This is a genomic window from Yoonia ponticola (genome assembly GCF_014199395.1).
GTDB lineage: Bacteria > Pseudomonadota > Alphaproteobacteria > Rhodobacterales > Rhodobacteraceae > Yoonia > Yoonia ponticola.
Genome location: NZ_JACIJM010000005.1, coordinates 308,310 through 328,845, shown reverse-complemented (window position 1 = coordinate 328,845; position 20,536 = coordinate 308,310). Strand labels below are relative to the sequence as shown.

General features: G+C 55.2%; 22 protein-coding genes. 10 read left to right on the top strand and 12 right to left on the bottom strand.

Annotated features, from left to right (window positions below):
• Positions 1–70: 70 nt before the first annotated feature.
• The 5 genes from FHS72_RS11055 (at position 71) to FHS72_RS11035 (ending at position 5,498) form a co-directional block, all read left to right on the top strand.
• Entirely contained in the window at positions 71–1,504 is a 1,434-nt protein-coding gene (locus FHS72_RS11055) for an FAD-linked oxidase C-terminal domain-containing protein (RefSeq protein WP_183529031.1), read from the top strand.
• A 73-nt stretch (positions 1,505–1,577) separates the two neighbouring features.
• On the top strand, positions 1,578–2,672 hold the full coding sequence (gene glcE, locus FHS72_RS11050; protein ID WP_183529029.1) for a glycolate oxidase subunit GlcE: 1,095 nt from the start codon (positions 1,578–1,580) through the stop codon (positions 2,670–2,672).
• Positions 2,672–3,991: a glycolate oxidase subunit GlcF gene (gene glcF, locus FHS72_RS11045; protein WP_183529027.1), complete on the top strand. Its 1,320-nt coding sequence runs from the start codon at positions 2,672–2,674 to the stop codon at positions 3,989–3,991. The genes glcE and glcF overlap by 1 nt, the downstream gene beginning before the upstream one ends.
• A 61-nt stretch (positions 3,992–4,052) precedes the next feature.
• Entirely contained in the window at positions 4,053–4,865 is an 813-nt protein-coding gene (locus FHS72_RS11040) for a trypsin-like serine peptidase (protein ID WP_183529025.1), read from the top strand.
• Positions 4,866–5,030: 165 nt separating this feature from the next.
• Positions 5,031–5,498, top strand: coding sequence for an Hsp20 family protein (locus FHS72_RS11035; protein ID WP_183529023.1), 468 nt, complete (start codon positions 5,031–5,033; stop codon positions 5,496–5,498).
• Between the two features lie 101 nt (positions 5,499–5,599).
• Here the strand turns inward: FHS72_RS11035 and polA are convergent, their stop codons facing one another.
• The 3 genes from polA to FHS72_RS11020 all read right to left on the bottom strand — a co-directional run bounded on the left by polA (position 5,600) and on the right by FHS72_RS11020 (position 9,304).
• On the bottom strand, positions 5,600–8,395 hold the full coding sequence (gene polA, locus FHS72_RS11030) for a DNA polymerase I (RefSeq protein WP_183529021.1): 2,796 nt from the start codon (positions 8,393–8,395) through the stop codon (positions 5,600–5,602).
• 70 nt (positions 8,396–8,465) lie between these two features.
• On the bottom strand, positions 8,466–9,125 hold the full coding sequence (locus FHS72_RS11025) for a DUF2459 domain-containing protein (protein ID WP_183529019.1): 660 nt from the start codon (positions 9,123–9,125) through the stop codon (positions 8,466–8,468).
• Positions 9,122–9,304: a zinc-finger domain-containing protein gene (locus FHS72_RS11020; protein WP_183529017.1), complete on the bottom strand. Its 183-nt coding sequence runs from the start codon at positions 9,302–9,304 to the stop codon at positions 9,122–9,124. The genes FHS72_RS11025 and FHS72_RS11020 overlap by 4 nt, the downstream gene beginning before the upstream one ends.
• 102 nt (positions 9,305–9,406) lie before the next feature.
• Here FHS72_RS11020 and FHS72_RS11015 point away from each other — a divergent pair, with 102 nt between their 5' ends.
• Positions 9,407–10,336 (top strand): ABC transporter ATP-binding protein, encoded by a 930-nt coding sequence (locus tag FHS72_RS11015; protein ID WP_183529015.1) that lies wholly within the window; start codon positions 9,407–9,409, stop codon positions 10,334–10,336.
• A gap of 111 nt (positions 10,337–10,447) precedes the next feature.
• Here FHS72_RS11015 and FHS72_RS11010 read toward each other — a convergent pair whose 3' ends face one another.
• Positions 10,448–10,810 (bottom strand): HIT domain-containing protein, encoded by a 363-nt coding sequence (locus FHS72_RS11010; protein ID WP_183529013.1) that lies wholly within the window; start codon positions 10,808–10,810, stop codon positions 10,448–10,450.
• A gap of 8 nt (positions 10,811–10,818) precedes the next feature.
• Positions 10,819–12,396 (bottom strand): DUF5928 domain-containing protein, encoded by a 1,578-nt coding sequence (locus FHS72_RS11005; RefSeq protein WP_183529011.1) that lies wholly within the window; start codon positions 12,394–12,396, stop codon positions 10,819–10,821.
• A gap of 153 nt (positions 12,397–12,549) precedes the next feature.
• Between FHS72_RS11005 and FHS72_RS11000 the strand changes: the two genes are divergently transcribed.
• Entirely contained in the window at positions 12,550–13,368 is an 819-nt protein-coding gene (locus tag FHS72_RS11000) for a sulfotransferase family protein (RefSeq protein WP_183529009.1), read from the top strand.
• A gap of 161 nt (positions 13,369–13,529) precedes the next feature.
• On the opposite strand, the gene FHS72_RS10995 is transcribed toward FHS72_RS11000, so the two are convergent.
• A complete protein-coding gene (locus tag FHS72_RS10995; protein WP_183529007.1) occupies positions 13,530–14,519 on the bottom strand; it encodes an adenosine kinase in 990 nt (329 codons plus the stop codon).
• Positions 14,516–15,160 (bottom strand): endonuclease III, encoded by a 645-nt coding sequence (nth, locus tag FHS72_RS10990; RefSeq protein ID WP_183529005.1) that lies wholly within the window; start codon positions 15,158–15,160, stop codon positions 14,516–14,518. The genes FHS72_RS10995 and nth overlap by 4 nt, the downstream gene beginning before the upstream one ends.
• Positions 15,161–15,239: 79 nt before the next feature.
• Here nth and FHS72_RS10985 point away from each other — a divergent pair, with 79 nt between their 5' ends.
• From FHS72_RS10985 to FHS72_RS10975, 3 genes are all read left to right on the top strand, one after another.
• On the top strand, positions 15,240–16,073 hold the full coding sequence (locus FHS72_RS10985; RefSeq protein WP_183529003.1) for a bifunctional helix-turn-helix domain-containing protein/methylated-DNA--[protein]-cysteine S-methyltransferase: 834 nt from the start codon (positions 15,240–15,242) through the stop codon (positions 16,071–16,073).
• A 119-nt stretch (positions 16,074–16,192) separates the two neighbouring features.
• Positions 16,193–16,846: a YiaD family glycine zipper/OmpA-like lipoprotein gene (locus FHS72_RS10980; protein ID WP_183529001.1), complete on the top strand. Its 654-nt coding sequence runs from the start codon at positions 16,193–16,195 to the stop codon at positions 16,844–16,846.
• 106 nt (positions 16,847–16,952) lie between these two features.
• On the top strand, positions 16,953–17,720 hold the full coding sequence (locus FHS72_RS10975) for a FadR/GntR family transcriptional regulator (protein WP_183528999.1): 768 nt from the start codon (positions 16,953–16,955) through the stop codon (positions 17,718–17,720).
• Positions 17,721–17,803: 83 nt separating this feature from the next.
• On the opposite strand, the gene FHS72_RS10970 is transcribed toward FHS72_RS10975, so the two are convergent.
• The 5 genes from FHS72_RS10970 to FHS72_RS10950 form a co-directional block, all read right to left on the bottom strand.
• Positions 17,804–18,361, bottom strand: coding sequence for a F0F1 ATP synthase subunit B (locus FHS72_RS10970; protein ID WP_183528997.1), 558 nt, complete (start codon positions 18,359–18,361; stop codon positions 17,804–17,806).
• Positions 18,362–18,364: 3 nt separating this feature from the next.
• On the bottom strand, positions 18,365–18,913 hold the full coding sequence (locus FHS72_RS10965) for a F0F1 ATP synthase subunit B' (protein ID WP_183528995.1): 549 nt from the start codon (positions 18,911–18,913) through the stop codon (positions 18,365–18,367).
• A gap of 79 nt (positions 18,914–18,992) precedes the next feature.
• Positions 18,993–19,217, bottom strand: a complete 225-nt coding sequence (locus tag FHS72_RS10960; RefSeq protein WP_183528993.1) for a F0F1 ATP synthase subunit C — start codon at positions 19,215–19,217, stop codon at positions 18,993–18,995.
• 51 nt (positions 19,218–19,268) lie between these two features.
• On the bottom strand, positions 19,269–20,030 hold the full coding sequence (locus FHS72_RS10955) for a F0F1 ATP synthase subunit A (protein WP_183529133.1): 762 nt from the start codon (positions 20,028–20,030) through the stop codon (positions 19,269–19,271).
• On the bottom strand, positions 20,011–20,349 hold the full coding sequence (locus FHS72_RS10950) for an AtpZ/AtpI family protein (RefSeq protein WP_183528991.1): 339 nt from the start codon (positions 20,347–20,349) through the stop codon (positions 20,011–20,013). The genes FHS72_RS10955 and FHS72_RS10950 overlap by 20 nt, the downstream gene beginning before the upstream one ends.
• Between the last annotated feature and the right edge of the window lie 187 nt (positions 20,350–20,536).

The following is a 20,536-nucleotide window of genomic DNA, read 5'->3' as shown; positions in this document are numbered from 1 at the left end:
CCATGCTGTAAAATTGGTTATATTTCCTTACCAATAGCACAGCCATCTGACCGCGATCAGGAGCCACCCCATGCAAATGCCGATCCCCAACGCCGATGTTATCAGCCGCAAATCGCAGATTGTCGCGCGTTTGCGGCAGGTTTTGCCAGCGCATGCCGTGATTGACGATGTTGTCGAAACGCGGGCCTATGAATGCGACGGACTGTCGGCCTATAGGTGTCCGCCATTATGCGCGGTCTTGCCTGCGTCGACCGAAGAAGTCGCAGCCGTGCTAAAGATTTGCCACGACATGAACGTGCCCGTTGTGCCACGTGGATCAGGTACGTCACTTGCCGGTGGCGCAATGCCAACGGCGGACTCGGTGATTTTGGGCGTCGCAAAACTAAACGACGTGCTGGAAACCGACTACAATGACCGGATCATTCGCGTGCAAACCGGACGGACAAACCTGTCGGTGACTGGCGCTGTGGAGGAAGGCGGTTTCTTCTACGCCCCCGACCCGTCGAGCCAGCTTGCCTGTGCGATTGCAGGCAACATCGCGATGAATTCCGGCGGGGCGCATTGCCTGAAATATGGCGTGACGACGAACAACCTGCTGGGCGTCACGATGGTCATGATGGACGGCACTATTCTGGAAATCGGCGGCGCGCATCTGGACGCAGGTGGACTAGATCTGCTGGGTGTGATTTGCGGGTCCGAAGGCCAGCTTGGCGTTGTGACCGAAGCGACTTTGCGCATTTTACACAAACCCGAGGGGGCGCGGCCCGTTTTGATGGGCTTTAACAGCTCGGAAGTAGCAGGCGCCTGCGTGTCCGACATCATCAAAGCAGGCGTTTTGCCAGTCGCGATCGAATTTATGGACCGCCCCTGCATCGAGGTGTGCGAAGCTTTCGCCAAAGCGGGCTACCCGATGTGCGAGGCGCTGTTGATCGTCGAGGTCGAAGGATCAGACGCCGAAATCGACGAACAACTTGCGAAAATCATGACAATCGCCAAGACGCACAACCCCGTCGAATTGCGCGAAGCAAAGACCGCGGACGAGGCGGGTCGCATCTGGCTTGGCAGAAAATCCGCCTTTGGGGCGATGGGACAGGTCAACGATTACATGTGCTTAGACGGCACGATCCCTGTCTCTGCGCTGCCCGAGGTACTGCGCCGCATCCAAGAGCTATCCAAAGAATTCGGCCTCGATGTGGGCAACGTGTTCCATGCGGGCGACGGCAATATGCACCCGCTGATCCTGTATAATGCCAACGAACCCGGTCAGTTAGAACTGTGCGAGGCGATGGGCGCCGAGATTTTGAAGGTCTGCGTCGAGGTGGGTGGTTGTCTAACAGGCGAACACGGCGTGGGCATTGAAAAACGTGATCTGATGCTTGTGCAATTTGATCCCGTTGATCTTGACGCACAAATGGCCATCAAAGATGTGTTTGATCCAAAGTGGCTGCTGAACCCTGCCAAGGTTTTCCCGCTGGCCAGCAGTGAAAGCCGACGGGCGGCCTAGACGAATTTTCGCGAAAATTCGATTTGGGGGCCAGCCCCCAAGCCCCCGGGATTTAAAGAGAGCCAAAGAAGCCATGACACCGAAAAACGAGACCGAAATTTCAGAGGCGATTGTAAGCGCCAAAGGCCCGCTACGCATTCTGGGCGGTGGCACGCGACCAATTGGGAAACCGATTGTCGGCGAGGCATTATCAACGGCAGGCTTATCAGGGATTAGCCTTTACGAGCCCGGCGCGTTGACACTTGTGGCACAAGCAGGAACCCCGCTTGCTGAGATTGAGGCGACCTTGGACGTTGAAAATCAACGGCTTGCGTTTGAACCGATGGACCATCGCGGGTTGCTAGGTACAACAGGGGCCTCCACGATAGGTGGGGTCGTCGCGGCGAATGTTTCCGGCCCGCGCCGGATTGCTGTGGGCGCTTGTCGTGATTTCATGCTCGGCGTGCGGTTCGTCGATGGGGCTGGTCAGATCATCAAAAACGGTGGTCGGGTGATGAAAAATGTCACCGGCTACGATCTGGTCAAGTTGCTCAGCGGATCGTTTGGCACGCTTGGCGTTTTGACCGAGGTCTCGTTAAAAGTGCTGCCAAAACCTGAAACAACCGCCACGTTATGCATCCACGACCAAAGCGTCGCCCAAGCCGTGGCAGCGATGTCAGCCGCCCTTGGGTCACCGTTTGAAATTACGGGTGCGGCGCATGTCACCGACGCGCGCAAGACGCTTTTGCGGATCGAAGGGTTCGCGAAATCAATCGCTTACCGCACCGAACAATTGCAAAATCTGTTGAAAGCGTTTGGTGCAGTTGACGTTGTGACCGAACAAAATCCATGGCCCGACATCGCCAATGTGACAGGGTTTGCAGGCGTCACCGACGACATCTGGCGGATTTCCGTGCGCCCGAGTGCTGCCCCTGCGGCTGTCGCAGCCCTGCCTGCCACCAGCCGAACAATGCTGGACTGGGGCGGCGGATTGATCTGGGCCACCGCGCCGCAAGGCACTGATTTACGGGCAAACCTAGCCGCTTTCAAAGGTCACGCGACACTGATCCGTGGCACAGCCGATGTGCCGACTTTCCATCCAGAACCCGCCCCATTGGCCGCGATCACCGCAGGATTGCGCGCAAAATTTGACCCACGCGGTATCCTTAACAGCGGGATGATGTCCTAATGCAAACAACCTTCACGCCAGAGCAACTGACCGATCCGGGTACAAAACGCGCAAATGAAATCCTGCGGGCTTGTGTGCATTGCGGGTTTTGCACGGCAACTTGTCCGACATATCAAGTGCTTGGCGACGAGCTGGACAGCCCCCGTGGTCGCATTTACCTGATCAAGGACATGCTCGAAAACCAACGTGTGCCGGATGAAAAGACGGTGAAACATATCGACCGCTGTCTGTCGTGTTTGGCTTGCATGACGACCTGCCCGTCTGGCGTCCATTATATGCATCTGGTCGATCACGCCCGCGCCTATATCGAAGAAAACTACAAACGCCCCTTGTCGGAACGTGCTTTGCGGTGGGCGCTGGCGCAGATTTTACCCTATCCGACACGGTTCCGCATCGCACTATTGGGCGCAAAAATCGCACGGCCCATTGGTCGATTCCTGCCTGATCCACGTCTGCGGGCGATGATTGCCATGGCCCCGAAACAAGTCCCGCCTGTCAGTAAAAATGATGATCCTCAGACGTTTACCGCTGAGAAGCCGAAAATGCGCGTCGCCTTGATGACTGGCTGTGCGCAACGGGCACTGAACACCGACATCAACGATGCGACGATCCGACTGCTGACGCGGCACGGCGCCGAAGTTGTAATCCCTGAAGGCCAAGGCTGTTGCGGTGCGCTGACCCATCATATGGGCAAAGAACGCGAAAGCCATGCCACCGCTGCCCGCAATATCAAAGCGTGGACCAAGCAGATGGATGCAGGTGGGTTGGATGCAATCGTGATTAACACCTCCGGCTGCGGCACAACCGTTAAGGATTACGGGCATATGTTCCGCAATGACCCGCTGGCCGCTGATGCCGCACGGGTGTCCGCGATTGCCATGGATGTCTCCGAAGTTTTGATGAAGCTCGACCTACCAAAAGGCGAGCCGAAAAACACCAAAGTCGCCTATCACGCCGCCTGCTCACTACAACATGGCCAGCAAATCAAAACCTTCCCCAAAGACCTGCTGAAAAACGCCGGTTTCACCGTGCTGGAACCCAAAGACAGCCATCTTTGCTGTGGGTCCGCAGGGACTTACAACCTGATGCAGCCGGAAATCTCTGGCCAGCTAAAGACCCGCAAAGTTCAAACGCTAGAGGCCCTGACACCCGACATTATCGCGGCAGGTAACATCGGCTGCATGATGCAGATCGGCAGCGCCACCGATGTGCCGATTGTACATACGGTTGAATTGCTCGATTGGGCCACAGGCGGGCCTCAGCCCCCTGCCCTGCGTGCTGACAAAAACGCTACACCTGCCGTGCCAATCCTGCGATGATGCCTTAATCTCGCCGCACAGATCGCTGACGATGTGGTGAACTTTAGTTGAAGGCCGCATCATGATCCGTAGGATATTCCTCGCAACTGCAATCGCTTTGGCGGCCGTCACGGCGTCCGCGCAAAACGCGACAGAGCTTGTGACGCTGGACTCGCGGCAAGACAGCCAAGGCTGGGAAGCGGTCGGTCGATTGAACATCGACAATAGCGGGTTTTGCACGGCGGCATTGATCCGCGACCGCTTGCTGCTGACGGCGGCGCATTGCGTGTACGATTCGAATAACGAACTCATTTCAGCAGATAAATTGGTCTTTCAAGCAGGCTTGCGCAACGGACGGGCCGCCGCCACGCGCAACATCATACGGATCGTCGCCCACCCCGATTACGTGCCCGATGGCCCCACCGCGCGGGTCGATGGCGTAAGACATGACATCGCCGTTCTAGAGCTGTCACAACCGATCAGATACAGCGGCATTCAACCGTTCCCCATCGCGGCACGCCCGTTTGCGGGCGACGAAGTTGCGATCGTGTCTTACGGTAAAAACCGAGCCGAGGCACCAAGCCTGCAAGAATCCTGCACAATTCTGGGACGCCAAAGCGGGGCGCTTGTCATGGATTGCGACGTCGAATCCGGCTCGTCCGGATCACCAGTATTCCGCATCCAAAACGGGCGCGCCCAGATCGTTTCCGTCGTCTCTGCCGTCGCCGAATCGAGCGGGAACAAGATCTCGCTCGGCACATCGCTGCAAGAACCACTGCAAGTCCTTTTGGCAGAATTCGCAGCACGTGGCCCTGCAAAACCCGGCGGCGAGCAACGTCTCATCCAAATCGGCGAACGCAACGACACGGGCGCAAAATTCATCAGCTCTAACTGACAGCCGCTAACCCGCCCGAGACGGCTTTTTCAGACGCGCACTTGAAACCGGAAATCGGACTTCCCAAATCTATGATACGGGGTCGCCAATATTGGGGCCCTAAACGAAACGCCTGTCCCAATGGGAAGGCATCACATTGTTATCGCTTGATAAAGGATGACCGAAATGCGTCGACTTGATTTAACACCACTCTACCGTGCCACTGTTGGCTTTGACCAAATTGCTGATCTGATGGATCGCGCACTTGCCAATGACGTGAGCCAAAACAGCTACCCCCCTTACAATATTGAAAAGACCGAAGACGACAGCTGGCGGATTTCTATCGCCGTTGCTGGGTTCTCGGATAACGACCTGTCTATCGAAGTGCGCGACCGTGCGTTGATCGTGACCGCGCGCAAAGCGGACGATGAGGCCGAGAAAACCTACCTGCATCGCGGGATTGCCACACGTGCGTTTGAACGCCGCTATACGCTGGCCGACCATGTGCGCGTCACGGGCGCGTCCCACGCGGATGGGATGCTGCATATCGACCTGACACGCGAAGTGCCTGAGGCGCTGAAACCGCGCCGGATCGAGATTAGCAAAGCGCCGAAAAGCGATGCGAACTTAGTCGAGGCCAATTCGGTAAACTAAGACAGATTGCGACGGGCCCTGCCCGCCGCGACACTGGAGGGGGCCAGCCCCCTCCAGACCTCCCCCGGGATTTAGAAGAAGTCAAAGAAGGCGGTGTGTGGCTAGTGTGCTTCCGCCCAATTCTTGCCGCGCCCAGCGTCCACAGCCAGTTTGACGTCCAGCTTCACCGCAGGGTCGCTGGCATTTTCCATGATGTCACGTGCAATGGTGATCAAGTCGTCAGCTGCGGCTTCGTCGACCTCAAAGATTAATTCATCGTGGACCTGTAGCAGCATTTTCGCAGGCAGGTCCGCAATCGCTTCCGGCATCCGCACCATCGCGCGGCGGATCACGTCAGCTGCGGTTCCTTGGATCGGCGCGTTGATCGCACCACGTTTTGCAAAGCCAGCGCCGGGGCCTTTGGCGTTGATTTCCGGCGTGTGGATTTTACGCCCGAACAGCGTTTGGACATAGCCGTGGTCCTTTGCGAATTGCACGGTTTCGTCCATATAAGCGCGAATGCCCGGAAAGCGTTCGAAATAACGGTCGATAAAGCCCTGCGCTTCGCCGCGTGGAATGCGCAAATTCCGTGCAAGGCCAAAGCCGGAGATCCCATAAATCACGCCAAAGTTGATCGCCTTGGCCTGCCTGCGGATGTCCGGCGTCATCTCGTCCATCGGCACATCGAACATTTCAGAGGCCGTCATCGCGTGGATGTCTTGGCCGTCTTTGAACGCTTGTTTCAGCGCATCAATGCCTGCGATATGCGCCAAGATACGCAGCTCGATCTGAGAATAGTCGAGCGAAACCAAAACCTTGCCTTCACCCGCGACAAAGGCTTCGCGAATGCGACGCCCTTCTTCAGAGCGGATCGGGATGTTTTGCAGGTTAGGGTCGGTCGACGCCAAACGTCCAGTGTTTGCGCCAGCGATGGAATAGGACGTGTGCACGCGACCTGTGTCTGCATTGATATGGTCCTGCAACGCATCCGTGTATGTCGATTTCAGTTTCGACAACTGCCGCCAATCCAAAACCAACCCCGGCATTTCATGCTCTGTCGCGAGGTCTTCGAGGATATCAGCGCCCGTAGAATAGGCCCCTGTTTTCCCCTTTTTGCCACCTGGCAGCGACATCTCATCAAACAGGATTTCGCCCAGCTGCTTCGGCGAGCCGACATTAAACGAACGCCCCGCTTTTTCGTGAATGTCAGCCTCTAGCGATGCCATCTTTTGGCTAAACGCATTCGACATCCGCGACAGCGTATCGCGGTCCACTTTGATACCGTTGCGTTCCATCTGCGCCAAAACCGGCACCAATGGCCGCTCTAACGTTTCATAGACCGTGGTCACCCCAACTGTGTGAAGCTTTGGTTTGAACATTTGCCACAGACGCAGCGTGATATCCGCGTCCTCAGCCGCATAAGGCACGGCGTCCGCGACAGGCACGCGGTCGAATGTAATCGCGGATTTCCCTGTACCCAACAATGGCTTAATCGGGATCGGCGTATGGCTTAGGTATTTCTCGGACAGCAAATCCATGCCGTGGTTATGCATGCCGCCGTGCATCGCGTAGGACATCAGCATCGTGTCGTCGATGGGCGCCACAGTGATCCCAAGGTTCGCGAAAATCTTGGTGTCGTATTTCATATTCTGGCCGATTTTGACAATCGACGGGTCCTGCAACATCGGGGTCAGCAGGTTCAGACAATCCTCAAAACCCATTTGCCCGTCGGCCAGATCGTCATTGCCGAACAAGTCATCCGCTTTGCCGCCCTTATGGGTCAGCGGAATGTAACACGCCTCGCCGGGTGTGACGCAGAGCGAAATGCCGACCAATTGCGCACGCATTTCGTTCAGCGACGTGGTTTCCGTGTCCACGGCCACGTACCCTCGCGCATAAATCCGGTCGATCCACGTCTGCAATGCTGTGATATCCGACACGCATTCGTATTTTTCAGCGTCAAAAGGCACCGCATCGGGCGTGTCGATTTCAACAGGGGCAGCGTCTGCGATCACTGGCGCTTCAACGCCCATCCGGTCCGCGATGCGTTTCAAAACCGTGCGGAATTCCATTTCGCCCAAGAACGCGAGCAAGGTTTCTGAATCCGGATCTTTGATTTCCAGCGAATCCAGATCAAACGGTAACTCCATTTCACAATCAAGCTGCACGAGCCGTTTTGACAACTCAATCTGCGCCCGATGATCGATCAAAGTCTGACGGCGTTTGGGCTGTTTGATCTCGCTTGCACGGTCCAACAAGCTTTCTAGATCACCATATTCGTTAATCAACAGAGCCGCCGTTTTGATCCCGATTCCCGGCGCACCCGGCACGTTATCCACGCTATCACCAGCGAGCGCCTGCACATCAACCACACGGTTCGGACCAACACCGAATTTCTCGTGCACGCCTTCATCGTCAATCCGCTTGTTCTTCATCGGGTCAAGCATTTCCACGCCGCCGCCAACCAACTGCATCAAATCCTTATCCGACGAAACAATCGTCACGCGCCCACCCGCATCACGGGCCTGATGGGACAGCGTCGCAATAATATCGTCCGCCTCGAACCCTTCGATCTCTTCGCAAGCAATATTAAACGCCCGTGTCGCCTCGCGGGTTAGCGGCATCTGCGGGCGCAAATCCTCGGGCATCGCATCGCGGTTCGCTTTGTACTGGTCATACATGTCGTTGCGGAATGTGTGGCTACCTTTATCAAAGATAACAGCGACATGGGTGGCCGCATCGGGGCCAGTATTACCCTCAATATAGCGTTGCAACATATTCACAAAACCGGACACCGCCCCAATCGGCAGCCCGTCTGACTTGCGCGTCAGCGGCGGCAGCGCATGGTAGGCACGGAAAATAAACGCCGATCCGTCGATCAAATGCAGATGGCAGCCTTTGCCGAATTGCTGGCTCATGTGAATATCTCCCAAGGTGTTCGCGTTGGTTTTGCCATGTTCTGTCCCAACTCGCCAGCGGGTTTGCGCGTTAACCAAACCACCAGCGCGAAAGCGTCACGGCATAAGGCGTCGGCGTCCATGCACCCATCTTCACGCCAGCACCGCGCAAGACTTCACCAATCCACACGTTGCAAGTCCGCAGGATCGAAAACCGTCCCCTCGCCTCTAGGAAAACATCCGTCGCGGTAAATCCGGCCCCCGCAACGGGCATCACACCAGCAGTCTCATCGCGCATCACGCCTTGCAGAATTTGACCGCGTAGCTGGGCATATTGGGCGTTACTCATCGGAACCGCGTCACCGAACCCCGTCAAATCGGCAGAAATCGCATCAAACCGAAAGACCGCAGAATCACCCGTCACCGCGCGAAAGATGGGACCGATATCTAGGTCCTGATATCCCCCAGTCGCGGTATAAAACGCCTGACTGCCCCACCCGACAACGATCCAATCAGACGTCTCAACGGGCACGCCAAACTCGTTCAGAAACCCGAATGCCTGCCGTGTTTCAGGCGTCGCAGGCAACAAAAGATCATAGTGGATCGGGCCTGCAATGAGTTTAATCGTGACATCATCGCCAACCACAACCGACGCCGTGCGCCCCGGCACAAACGCACCGATAAACGCAGCGGACAGGTAAAGCATAACAATGCAACACAGCCCAGCAATCAGCCGGACCAGCCACCTCACTTTACGATATCTTTAAAATCCTCATGGACGATTTTCGCGTCACAATACCCGCATTCGACAAAACCTTTGTCGTGCGGGATCGACAGCCAAACGCGCGGATGACCCAATGCGGCTTCACCACCGTCACAGGACACACGCCAGTCAGATACGATACGGGTCTCAGGTGCGGGTGTGGTCATAAAGGGCCTGCTTGATTGCTGGTGGGTTGCGACTATCTAAGGGTCTTGATAGCCCAGCGTTACGCCTATGGCCAGAGCCCTCCGCAAGATGAAAGATTCAGCATGACCCAGAACGCCATCGAAATCACAGGGCTCCGCAAAACCTATGCAGCAACGGGTAAATCCGCCGCAAAAGACGCGCTGAAAGGCGTTGATCTGAACATCAAACGCGGGTCGGTCTTTGGATTGCTTGGGCCGAACGGTGCAGGCAAATCAACATTGATTAACATCCTCGCTGGCCTCGTGACAAAAACCGAGGGCACCGTGAAAATCTGGGGCTTTGACCAAGACGAAAACCCGCGCCAATCGCGGGCATCCATCGGGATAATGCCACAAGAACCCCACCTTGATGCGTTCTTCACGCCCCGCGGATCATTGGACGTCCAAGCAGGTCTCTACGGCGTGCCAAAATCCAAACGCAAAACCGACGAAATCCTCGACTTCATCGGCCTGACGGACAAAGCAGACGCCTACGCACGCTCGCTGTCAGGCGGGATGCGCCGCCGCTTACTGATGGGCAAAGCACTGGTGCATACGCCGCATATCCTCGTGCTGGATGAACCAACCGCAGGCGTCGATATTGAATTGCGCAACATGCTCTGGGCCAACGTGCGTAAACTGAACGAGCAAGGCACCACAATCATCCTCACCACACACTACTTGGAAGAAGCGCAAGAAATGTGTGACGAAATCGCGATTATCAACCACGGCGACCTGATCGTGCGCGATACCACCGCGAACCTTCTTGGCCGCCTCGACAGTAAAACCTTGGTCGTGCGCCCCGCGACCGACGCCACACTTCCAGCGCTCCCCGACACGATCACAGGTCAAATCCGCACCGACGGCACCCTCGCGTTCAGCTACCACACGGCGCAAACCAGCGCAGACCAGATCCTCGACATTCTGCGCAACGCCGACATCAAAATCGCTGACATCAGCACCGAACAATCCGATCTCGAAGACGTCTTTCTCGCGCTCACATCTGGGCGCTAATCGCTTCATTTCGCCAAAACAACTCCCGCCGGAGGCACATCTCGCTTCGCACAAACGCAAAAGGGACACGTCACCGTGCCCCCTGCTCAAATCAAAAATGTGCGGTAGCACTCATTCTGGCAACATCCGCCCAAGAGCCTTGCCGCCGATGATGTGCATATGAAAATGCGGCACATCTTGAACGCCGTGTTCGCGCGTATTGGCAACGGCGCGGAACCCCGCATCAACACCAGTCATCGCGCAAACCTCTGAAATCGCGGCCATAAAACCAACTTGTTCTTCGGCAGAGGCATCACGGGCGAAATGATCTAGGCTCATATACGGGCCCTTTGGGATCACTAGCACATGAACGGGTGCTTGCGGATATAGATCATCAAACGCCAATGCATGATCATTCTCAAACACCGTCTTGTTCGGAATTTCCCCGCGCAAAATCTTCGCGAAAATGTTCTGATCGTCGTAGTCAAAGTCCATGGGACACCTCAATCAACAAATAAGTATGGGGTTTCTGCCAGCGCCTTGGCCGTGTCATCGTCAATGCCCAAGAACCGCGCCAACACCGCCGTTTGTTCCGCCACATCGCCACGTTCGCGCAATCGATAAAAATGGGAAAAGTCGGCGTCGCGCAGGCGTTCGCTCTCATAATTCACGTCGTTCCGGATCGTGGGGATCAGCCGCGCAATGGTATCCGCAGGGCTGTGATCCGACGCAAGCCCGACCCGTTTCGCGTGTCCTTCAAGATATTCATCCGAGAATTCACAGTTAATCTCAAGCACACGCACCTTCGCCCGATCACCAACAAAATCTTCGATCAAATCAAAGTTTGTGGGATCAAGACAAATCACCAAACGGTCTTTTTCGTGATGATCAAACAACATCCGGATCAACGCGCGTCTGTGCCGTGCCCTTTTGACCACCGAATTTTCCAATCCACCAAGGTCGGGCATTTCACTGCTTTCCTCGTTAAACAGGAATTCCATAGCCGGAATATCGGTCTTTTCCTTGATCGCAGCCACCAGCCGTTTCGCGACATGCCACTTCTTGCAGGCAATGATCATCAGTTCATGGTCACGGCCCAACGATGCTTCGCGCTCCCAGAATCGTGTTCCAAATCTGCGCCCGACACGGCCGCGACCTGTCAAAAAGCCAAACAGATTACGCCCCTCGTCCGAGATCACAAAATCCCGTCGCCCAGAGACAAACAACTCGCCCAGCCGCTCTTTCAGCTCAAACGCCTCGGGGCTGATTTTACGCGCAAACAACGCATCCTGCCCCAGCAACAGATCATAGTGGTCGTTATAAAACGTCACAGGCATGCCATAATCGGTGAACATCAAAAACGTCAGCGTCCGCGATTTAATCTCGGTGCTTGGCACCAAATGACGCACCAATGTCTGGAAAAATGTCTCGTCAGGAATCCACGTCGTCTTAAAGAAACTCATCACATCGCGGCGCTTGGCGACAATATCAAGCAACGCTTCAATCGTCCGACGACGCAGGCACCACCACTGACTGCCGATCATCATCTGAATGTCAGCAGGAACCTCGCGGGTGATGTTAAACCGACGTTGCAGGTTAAAACTTGTGTAGAACAACCACTTTTGGGTCCGTTCATTGAACCAATGGCGATAGATCAAACGTTCTTCACGAAAACCCGTCTTGATCCAATCGCTCTCAAAATAGTCAAAACTCTCAACATAATCGACATCGTCACCGTCTAGAAAGTCATGCAGATAATCAGCAGACTTCACCGGCATGCAGTCGCCAGACACCATGTAGAAATGCGACGCTTGCGGGAATGCCTCTACCGCTGCTTCAACCGCATTTAACGTGGCTTGCACAAGGCTCCATGCGCCCCAGCCACATTTGATCCGCTTTTTGGCAAAAGTAACCGAGGGATTTGACGCCAAAGCACCCGTGATTTGATCAAACGCTGCTTTCGGCGCGCGCGCATCAAAGTGGATTGCCAGACAATCACCCGCCGCTGTTAACTGGGCCGCCTGCCGAATTATGGCATCCGGGTCCTTGTGACATAACAATATGAACGCAATTTTTGCCATTTAGTGATCTTATATCGCCACAGTAAAGTGTTAGTTAAGACTTCATACATGTAATGGACATTGAAGTTACAGACCTTCTTTGCTTTTTAACGTCCAGAGATTAAGCAGTGTGTAATAAGGCGGTATTTTCGCCGCAAGTGGAGTAGTACTTTTATGGGATTTCCCGGCGTTTGGATGACGGAAAGCGAAAGTGTGGTGTATCGGGTTGTGCCGAAATGCGCCTGCTCGACCATTGGTCAGATTATGTATTACTCCGATCAAGGCAAATTCTTTGAGGGCGACATTCACGATGCCAAAGACGGTATGCACAAATGGGCGCTCGATCATAGCCACGCGCCGATCACCAACAATGTGCAAAACCACAGCAGCTACGCGTTCACCTGCGTACGCAACCCGTATACGCGCATCCTGTCGTCGTTCTTTGACAAAATCTGCGGCATCCAACGCAACGGTAAATACTACCGCGGCAATCTTGTGCCGCTCTTGATCCAGAAATACGGCATTGAAGTCGGCAGCCCTGACGACGGTTTCCAGTTCGACCAGATCCAATCATTCCGCCGCTTCCTGCTGTTTGCGCGTGACACCATCCGCTGGCGGCGCCCGATGGAACCTGACATCCACTGGTCAGCCATGTCCGGCCACGTGTCGACCTTCATCGTGAACGGCGGACAATACGACAAAATCATCTGGACGGAAAAGTTCAACGAGGGCATGCAAGACGTCCTCGACCATATTCAAACGCCAACCCCGGTCGATATCAACGCCATCCCGCGCTTCAACGAAAGCGAAGGACACGGGCCGAAACGAGCGCATCCGGTCGAAGACTACTTTGACGATCTGTCGATGCATTTGGTCTATGAAATCTACAAAAAAGATTTCGAGTTGTTCAAATACGATTTCGCAAATCCGGCCAACAAAATGCCCATTGGCGAAATTGACCTGCACGAAGTTCACGCGAAACTTGGGGACTAAGCGGTACGCGATTGCGCATGCTGCGAGCGGGTTGGGGGGCTAGCCCCCCGTCGCCAAGGCGACTCCCCCCAGGATTTGGAAGAAGTCAAAGAAGCTTAGAGGCGCCGTGCTGCAACGTTATTTAGGTCGCGCCGTCACAGACCGTCTAGATCAGATGTGGATCAAAGCAGCCCAGCTGACTTGAGCATCACACCGATGTTCGCCTTTGGGCGCGGCCCAACGTGGCCGATGACTTCGCTGGCAGCCATCACGCCCATCGCGCCGCAAACGTCCAGGGCCCGCCCAGTGGCCATGCCAAACAAGAAACCAGCCGCGAATTGATCGCCAGCACCAGTCGCATCGACAGGTGTCACGGCCGTCACTGGAATCTCAAATCGCGTGGCCCCTTGCCGCACCACAACTGGATTTCCAGAGCGGGTACACACCACGATGTCACAAACGCTTGCCGCTTTTTCAAGCGCCGCTTCGAGGTCTTCGGTCTCGTATAGTGTCAACCACTCCGCATCGTTGCCGATTGCAAAATCCATATTCTCAGTGATCAGCTGCAAGAAATCATCCCGATGCCGATCCGCGCAAAACGGATCGGACAAGGTGATCCCGGTCCGCCCACCTGCCGTTTTCATCTGTGCGGCAGCTTCAGCAAAAGCCGTTTTGCCCTCGTCTTTGTCGAACAGATACCCTTCGAGGAACAGGATTTTACCCCCCTCAAATACGGTCGCGTCAACGTCAGCGCTGCTGATATCAGCACCAGCCCCAAGGTAGGTATTCATCGACCGTTCACCGTCAGGCGAGACAAAGATCATTGACCGCGACGTGGGCGCATCCGCATCAGGCACGGGTACATTCGGAAATGCAGTGCCCGCGTCAGACATGCCTTGCGCGTAAAACTGCCCCAGCGCGTCGTTCTTCACCTTGCCGATGAACGCCGTGGACAGGCCCAAGGCACCGATGCCTGCAATCGTGTTCGCAACGGACCCGCCCGGTGTTTGCGTGCGATCGGACATCGCGGCATACAGCACTTCGGCCCGATCACGCTCGATCAGTTGCATGATGCCTTTTTCGATCCCCATGTGATCCAGAAATGTATCATCAGCGTGGGCGATCACATCCACAATCGCGTTACCAATCCCGATCACATCATAAGCACTCATAGGTTTTTATCCTCAAACATACAGAGATCGCGGATCAAACAGGCCGCGCATTTAGGTTTTCTGGCCACGCATGTATAGCGCCCGTGCAAGATTAGCCAGTGGTGAGCATGTAGCTGAAAATCCGCCGGAATATGATCTTCAACGGCGCGTTCAACAGCATCCACATCCTTGCCCGGCGCGATGCCCGAACGGTTCCCGACGCGGAAAATATGCGTATCAACGGCCTGTGCAGGTTGGCCCCACCACATGTTCAAAACAACGTTAGCCGTCTTGCGCCCCACACCCGGCAATGATTGCAGCGCGGCGCGTGAATTGGGGACTTCGCCACCGTATTCATCGACCAACATCTGGCTCATCTTCATGACGTTCTTGGCTTTGTTGCGGTACAGACCAATCGTTTTGATATGGTCCGTGACAGCATCCAGCCCGAGGTCGAGCATCTTTTGTGGCGTATCTGCAATCGCAAACAGCCCGCGCGTCGCCTTGTTCACCCCAGCATCTGTGGCTTGCGCCGACAGGGCCACCGCGACCACAAGCGTATAGACATTCACATGTTCCAGCTCGCCTTTCGGTTCTGCCTCAGCCTCGTGAAAGCGCGTGAAAATCTCGCGGATGGTGTGGTAGTCAAGTTGTTTAGCCATAACGCTGGTATGCCGCCCCCCATCACAAACCGCAACAAGCGGGTCGCCTAAGCTGCGTGAAATCCGGTAATGTCACTGCATGACTGAAAACACATATCATTACGCCGTGATGGCCCGCGCGATTGCGCTGATTGATGCGGCAGCGACGCCGTTGACGCTGGACGCTTTGGCGGGGCGTATGCAGATGTCACCCGCGCATTTTCAACGCCTGTTCTCGCAATGGGTTGGTGTGTCGCCGAAACGGTATCAGCAGTATCTGGCACTTGGGCATGCGAAAACCCTTTTGCGGGACCGCTTCACCACGCTTGCGACGGCAGATGCTGTGGGCTTGTCCGGCTCTGGCCGCTTGCACGACATGTTCCTGACATGGGAAGCCATGAGCCCCGGTGAGTTTGCCAAAGGCGGCACAGGCCTGAACATCAACTACGGTTGGTTCGACAGTCCATTCGGACCGACATTGATCATGAGCACCGACAAGGGTATCTGCGGCGCAGCCTTTGCCGACACCACTGGCGATCCGGCCACATTCACCGACCTGCAATCGCGCTGGCCCAACGCCACTTTCGTCGAGAACCCCGCGCATCTTCGGCCTTGGGTCACAGCCGCATTCGACCTCACCGATCAATCAACGCCGCTGCACCTGATCGGCGCCCCGTTCCAGATCAAAGTCTGGGAGGCCTTACTGCAAATTCCCACAGGCACCGTCACCACCTATTCCGAAATCGCGGGCGCTATCGGATCGCCCAAAGCGGTGCGCGCCGTCGGGACTGCCGTGGGTCGCAATCCGGTGTCGTGGCTGATTCCCTGCCACCGCGCATTGCGAAAATCCGGCGAATTAGGTGGCTATCACTGGGGTTTAGACCGCAAACGCGCGATGCTCGCGTGGGAAACCGCCCGTCAAGACGCTGGATAGCCCCATATAAAACAGGCGGAAATCTGCTATCAAGTTGTTCGTTATTGGATAACGCCAGCCTTTACGGCATAGATTAGGTAGCAACTGCACTTCGGTGCGCTCATAACTGGACTGAACACATGACCTTTTCCAAACTTCCTATGATTTTCGCGGCAACGTCCCTGATTGCAGTGACGGCTTGTTCCGGTACAGGCGGCCCTAACGACAACGCAAACACACGCAGCGGCGCAGCTATTGGCGCACTCGGCGGCGCGATCCTTGGTGCAGCGACAGCAGACAGCCGTAGCGAACGTGGTCAACGTGCAGCTGTTGGCGCACTTTTGGGTGCAACTGCAGGCGGCGGCATCGGGTCTTACCTTGATAACCAAGAAGAAGAACTGCGCCAGTCCTTGGGTAGCAACGTTGGCATCGTGAACAACGGTAGTAACCTGACAATCAGCTTGCCGAACAACGTCCTGTTCGCAACTGACAGCGCAACTGTTTCAGGCGCATCCCAAGGCGACCTGTTCGCCGTGGCGCGGTCCTTGAACAACAACCCGGCCTCCACGATCAACGTCATCGGTCACACCGATAACGTCGGTGATGCGGCCTACAACTTTGACCTGTCCCAACGTCGTGCGCAGGCTGTAACATCCGTTCTGATCAACGCTGGCGTTTCTGCGACACGTCTACGCTCCATCGGTCGCGGCGAAGATGCACCAGTTGCATCTAACCTCAATGCCAACGGTCGTGCGCAAAACCGTCGTGTTGAGATCGTCATCACACCTAACTAAACACACCACTACATGTTTCAGATCGGGGCTGCCCATGCGGGCGGCCCCTTTTTGTTTGTGATCGCCTGACAGCGGTCATATAATCTGACCAATATTAAGGAACATCATGCCGTTTGAACCCATCCATCAGGAAAAGCTGTCCAAAGGCGTCGTGCGCCAAGTCGAAGGGCTGATTCTGCGCGGCATCTTGCGCCCGGGCGAACGGTTACCATCAGAGCGCGAATTGTCCGAACGGATGGGCGTGTCGCGTCCGTCCCTGCGCGAAGCATTGGCCGAACTGCAAGATCGCGGTTTGCTGATCTCCAAAGCGGGCGCAGGCGTGTTTGTGGCTGACGTGCTTGGCTCTGCCTTCGCCCCTGCCCTCGTGACGTTGTTCGCGACGCATGACGAGGCGGTGTTTGACTACATCAGTTTCCGCCGCGACATGGAAGGTCTCGCCGCCGAACGCGCCGCTCACCTTGGGTCTGACACAGATTTGGCCGTGATCGACAGCATCTTTCAGAAAATGGAAACGGCGCATCAGAAACGAAATCCAGCAGACGAGGCGCAACTCGACGCGGATTTCCACCTTGCGATCATCGAGGCCAGTCACAACATCATCATGCTGCATATGATGCGGTCGATGTATGATCTGCTGCAAGAAGGCGTGTTCTACAACAGGTCCATCATGTTCAAACAACGCATGACCCGCGACCACCTGCTAGGACAACACCGCGCCATCAACGAGGCGCTTCAAGCCCGCAACCCCGCCGGATCACGCGCTGCCGTGGCCGCGCATATGGACTACGTCGAATCCGCACTCAGCGATCAGCAAAAAGCGGATCGCAACGAGATTTTCGCGAAAAAGCGGTTCGAGCACGAAGCAAAGCGTTAAACGTCGTCACAAAGCCGCAACGCAAACAAAAAACCCGACTGCTTTTCAGCAATCGGGTTTTCCAAATTCAGTAGATCGAAAGCTTAGTGCAGTTTTGCACCCACTTGTGCGATCGCATCGTCGATCAAAGCATCGGTGCTTTTCGCATCGGCTTGCTTGGCGATGATGTCTTTTGCCGCACCAATCGCAACAGTCACAGCTTGGTTGCGAATGTCTTTGATGGCAGCCGCTTGTGCCGCAGCGATTTGCTCTTCAGCACCAGCCAGACGGCGGGCAACAGAGGAAACAATATCTTCTTTAGCAGTTGCAGCAGCTTTCGCAGCTTCGTCCTTGGCAGAGGCGACGATACGGTCAGCCTGCTCTTGGACTTCTTTTTGTTTACGCTCGTAAGAGGCCAACAGCGTCTTGGCTTCTTCACGCAATGCGCGGGCTTCATCCAACTCGGATTTGATCCCAACAGCGCGGGCGTCCAGCATTTCACCGATTTTGCCCGGAACCTTGAGGTAAACCAAGATACCGACGAAAATCAGGAACGAGATCAGCACGATGAAGTCAGTGTTGGCCAGCGATACAAACGGACCGCTTGCAGCCAAAGCTGGTGATGCGATTACGGCCAAAAGGGCAGTCATAAGAAGTTTCATAGCTTACCCTTTCATCCGTGCAGTGACAGCGGCTGTGACGGTTTTCGCGTCAGCCTTGCCACCGAATGCAGCAACGATTTCGCCAGCAGTATCCTTGGCCACGTCGGAAACGCTTTTGACAGCACCGTCGCGGATTTCGGCAATAGCAACTTCGCTTTCAGCAGTCTTCTCCGAAATAACCTTGTCAGCTTTCGCCAACTCAGCATCCAGTTCAGTCTGAATTTCAGCCTTTGCTTCGGCTACAATCTTTGCAGCTTCAGTGCGGGCGTCTGCCAGTGCTTTTTCATATGCAGCTTCAGCCGCTTGGGCTTTCAGCTTCAGATCTTCAGCGGCAGCGATATCGTTTGTGATTGTCCCTGACCGCTCTGCCAATACGGATGCGATCCGTGGCAATGCGACGCGCGACAAGACAAAGAAGATCACAGCAAGTGTGACCAACAGCCAGAAAATTTGGTTCGGAATCCAGTCAGCACAAAGCTGTGGCATCCCAATGGCGCTGCCCGATGGGCCAACACAGGCGCTTGCTGCGTGTTCAACTGTCTCTGTTGCCATTTTGGCCCCCGAAGTCCTGTTAAGTTACCGGCTGGCGCGACGTATCACGCCAGCCAGCCGTAAGGATAGATCGGTTGTCTTAGACAGCAAACATCAGCAGCAATGCTACGAGGAATGCGAAGATCCCAAGAGCTTCTGCGAATGCGAGACCGATGAACAGTGTTGCAGTCTGCGATGCAGCTGCGGATGGGTTGCGCAATGCGCCTGCGAGGTAGTTGCTTGCAACGTTACCAACACCGACAGCTGCGATGCCGGAACCGATTGCTGCGAGGCCAGCGCCGATGTGTGCGAGTTCGCCTTCCATGATATTCTCCTTACGATGGAATTTTGAATGATTGTCGTGGGGTGACGGACCTTAGTGTGCGGGGTGCAACGCATCCTTCAGATACACGCAGGTCAGAATTGTGAAAACATAGGCTTGGATGCCAGCAACGATCACTTCGAGACCGTAGATGGCAACAACGCCTAGGACAGAAAGCGGGCTCACGAGGGTCACAGCAGCAAAGGTTGCGAAAACCTTCAGAACAGCGTGACCGGCAAGGATGTTACCCGCCAAACGAATAGAGTGGCTCACGGGGCGCACAAAGTACGAGATGACTTCGATAACCGCGATGATAGGACGCAAGAACAATGGCGCGTCTTTCATCCAAAACAGACCAAGGAACGATGCGCCGTGCAGGATGAAACCAAGTGCTGTGATCGCAAAGAACACACCAAAACCCAGAATGGCTGTCACACCGATATGGGACGTGGTTGAAAACGACATCGGCAGCAGCGCCAAGTAGTTGGCGAACAAGATGAACACGAAAAGCGTCATGATATAAGGGAAATATTTCACCCCGTCTTTACCAGTCACATCTTCGACCATCTTGTAAACAAAGCTATACATCAGCTCTGCGACAGACTGGACACGGGTTGGAACGATCGCCCGCCCTTTTGAACCCAGAACAAACACCGCGATGATTGTCAGAATGGCAATCGCCATCCAAAGCGTCGCGTTTGTTACAGTGAACATGCCAACAGGGCCGTCACCAAACAATGGCTTAACGATAAACTGATCTAGTGGGTGAAAGGCGAGACCGCCTTCAGATTGTACATCAGTCGCCACGTTGATCATCCTCTTCGTTTGCAGCATCTAGCTGCTTGCGCTGCATTTCTTTAGCGGACCGCAGCATGGTGTTCACACCGGCAGCGAAGCCCAAGAATATAAAAATCACCAGAAATATCGGGAGTGTCCCGAACAGACTATCCAGTCCGTATCCGATGCCGAAACCGATCCCGAGACCGGCTACTAATTCGATCACCATCCGCCAGGCCATCTGGGCTTGCGAGTGGTGTTCCTCAGAGTGGTCCTTGATCTCTGGACCGGACTTCAGCGCATCAATCTTCGCCTCTAGGGCCTTCAATCGGGTCGCGTGATCAGGTTCATTGGACAAGGAACTGCCCCCTCAGATGTTGTCGATGGTCTAGGCTGGGGGCGATTAAGAGTCAACAGGATGTGAACACCCTTGTAATCCTGTAGTTTCAAGGACTTACGCGGCACCTTTTCCGTGCATGTGCCGCCAGACACGTCCGAAAACCACTACTACAACATTCAACCAATCGGTTGATCTTTGCTGGCAC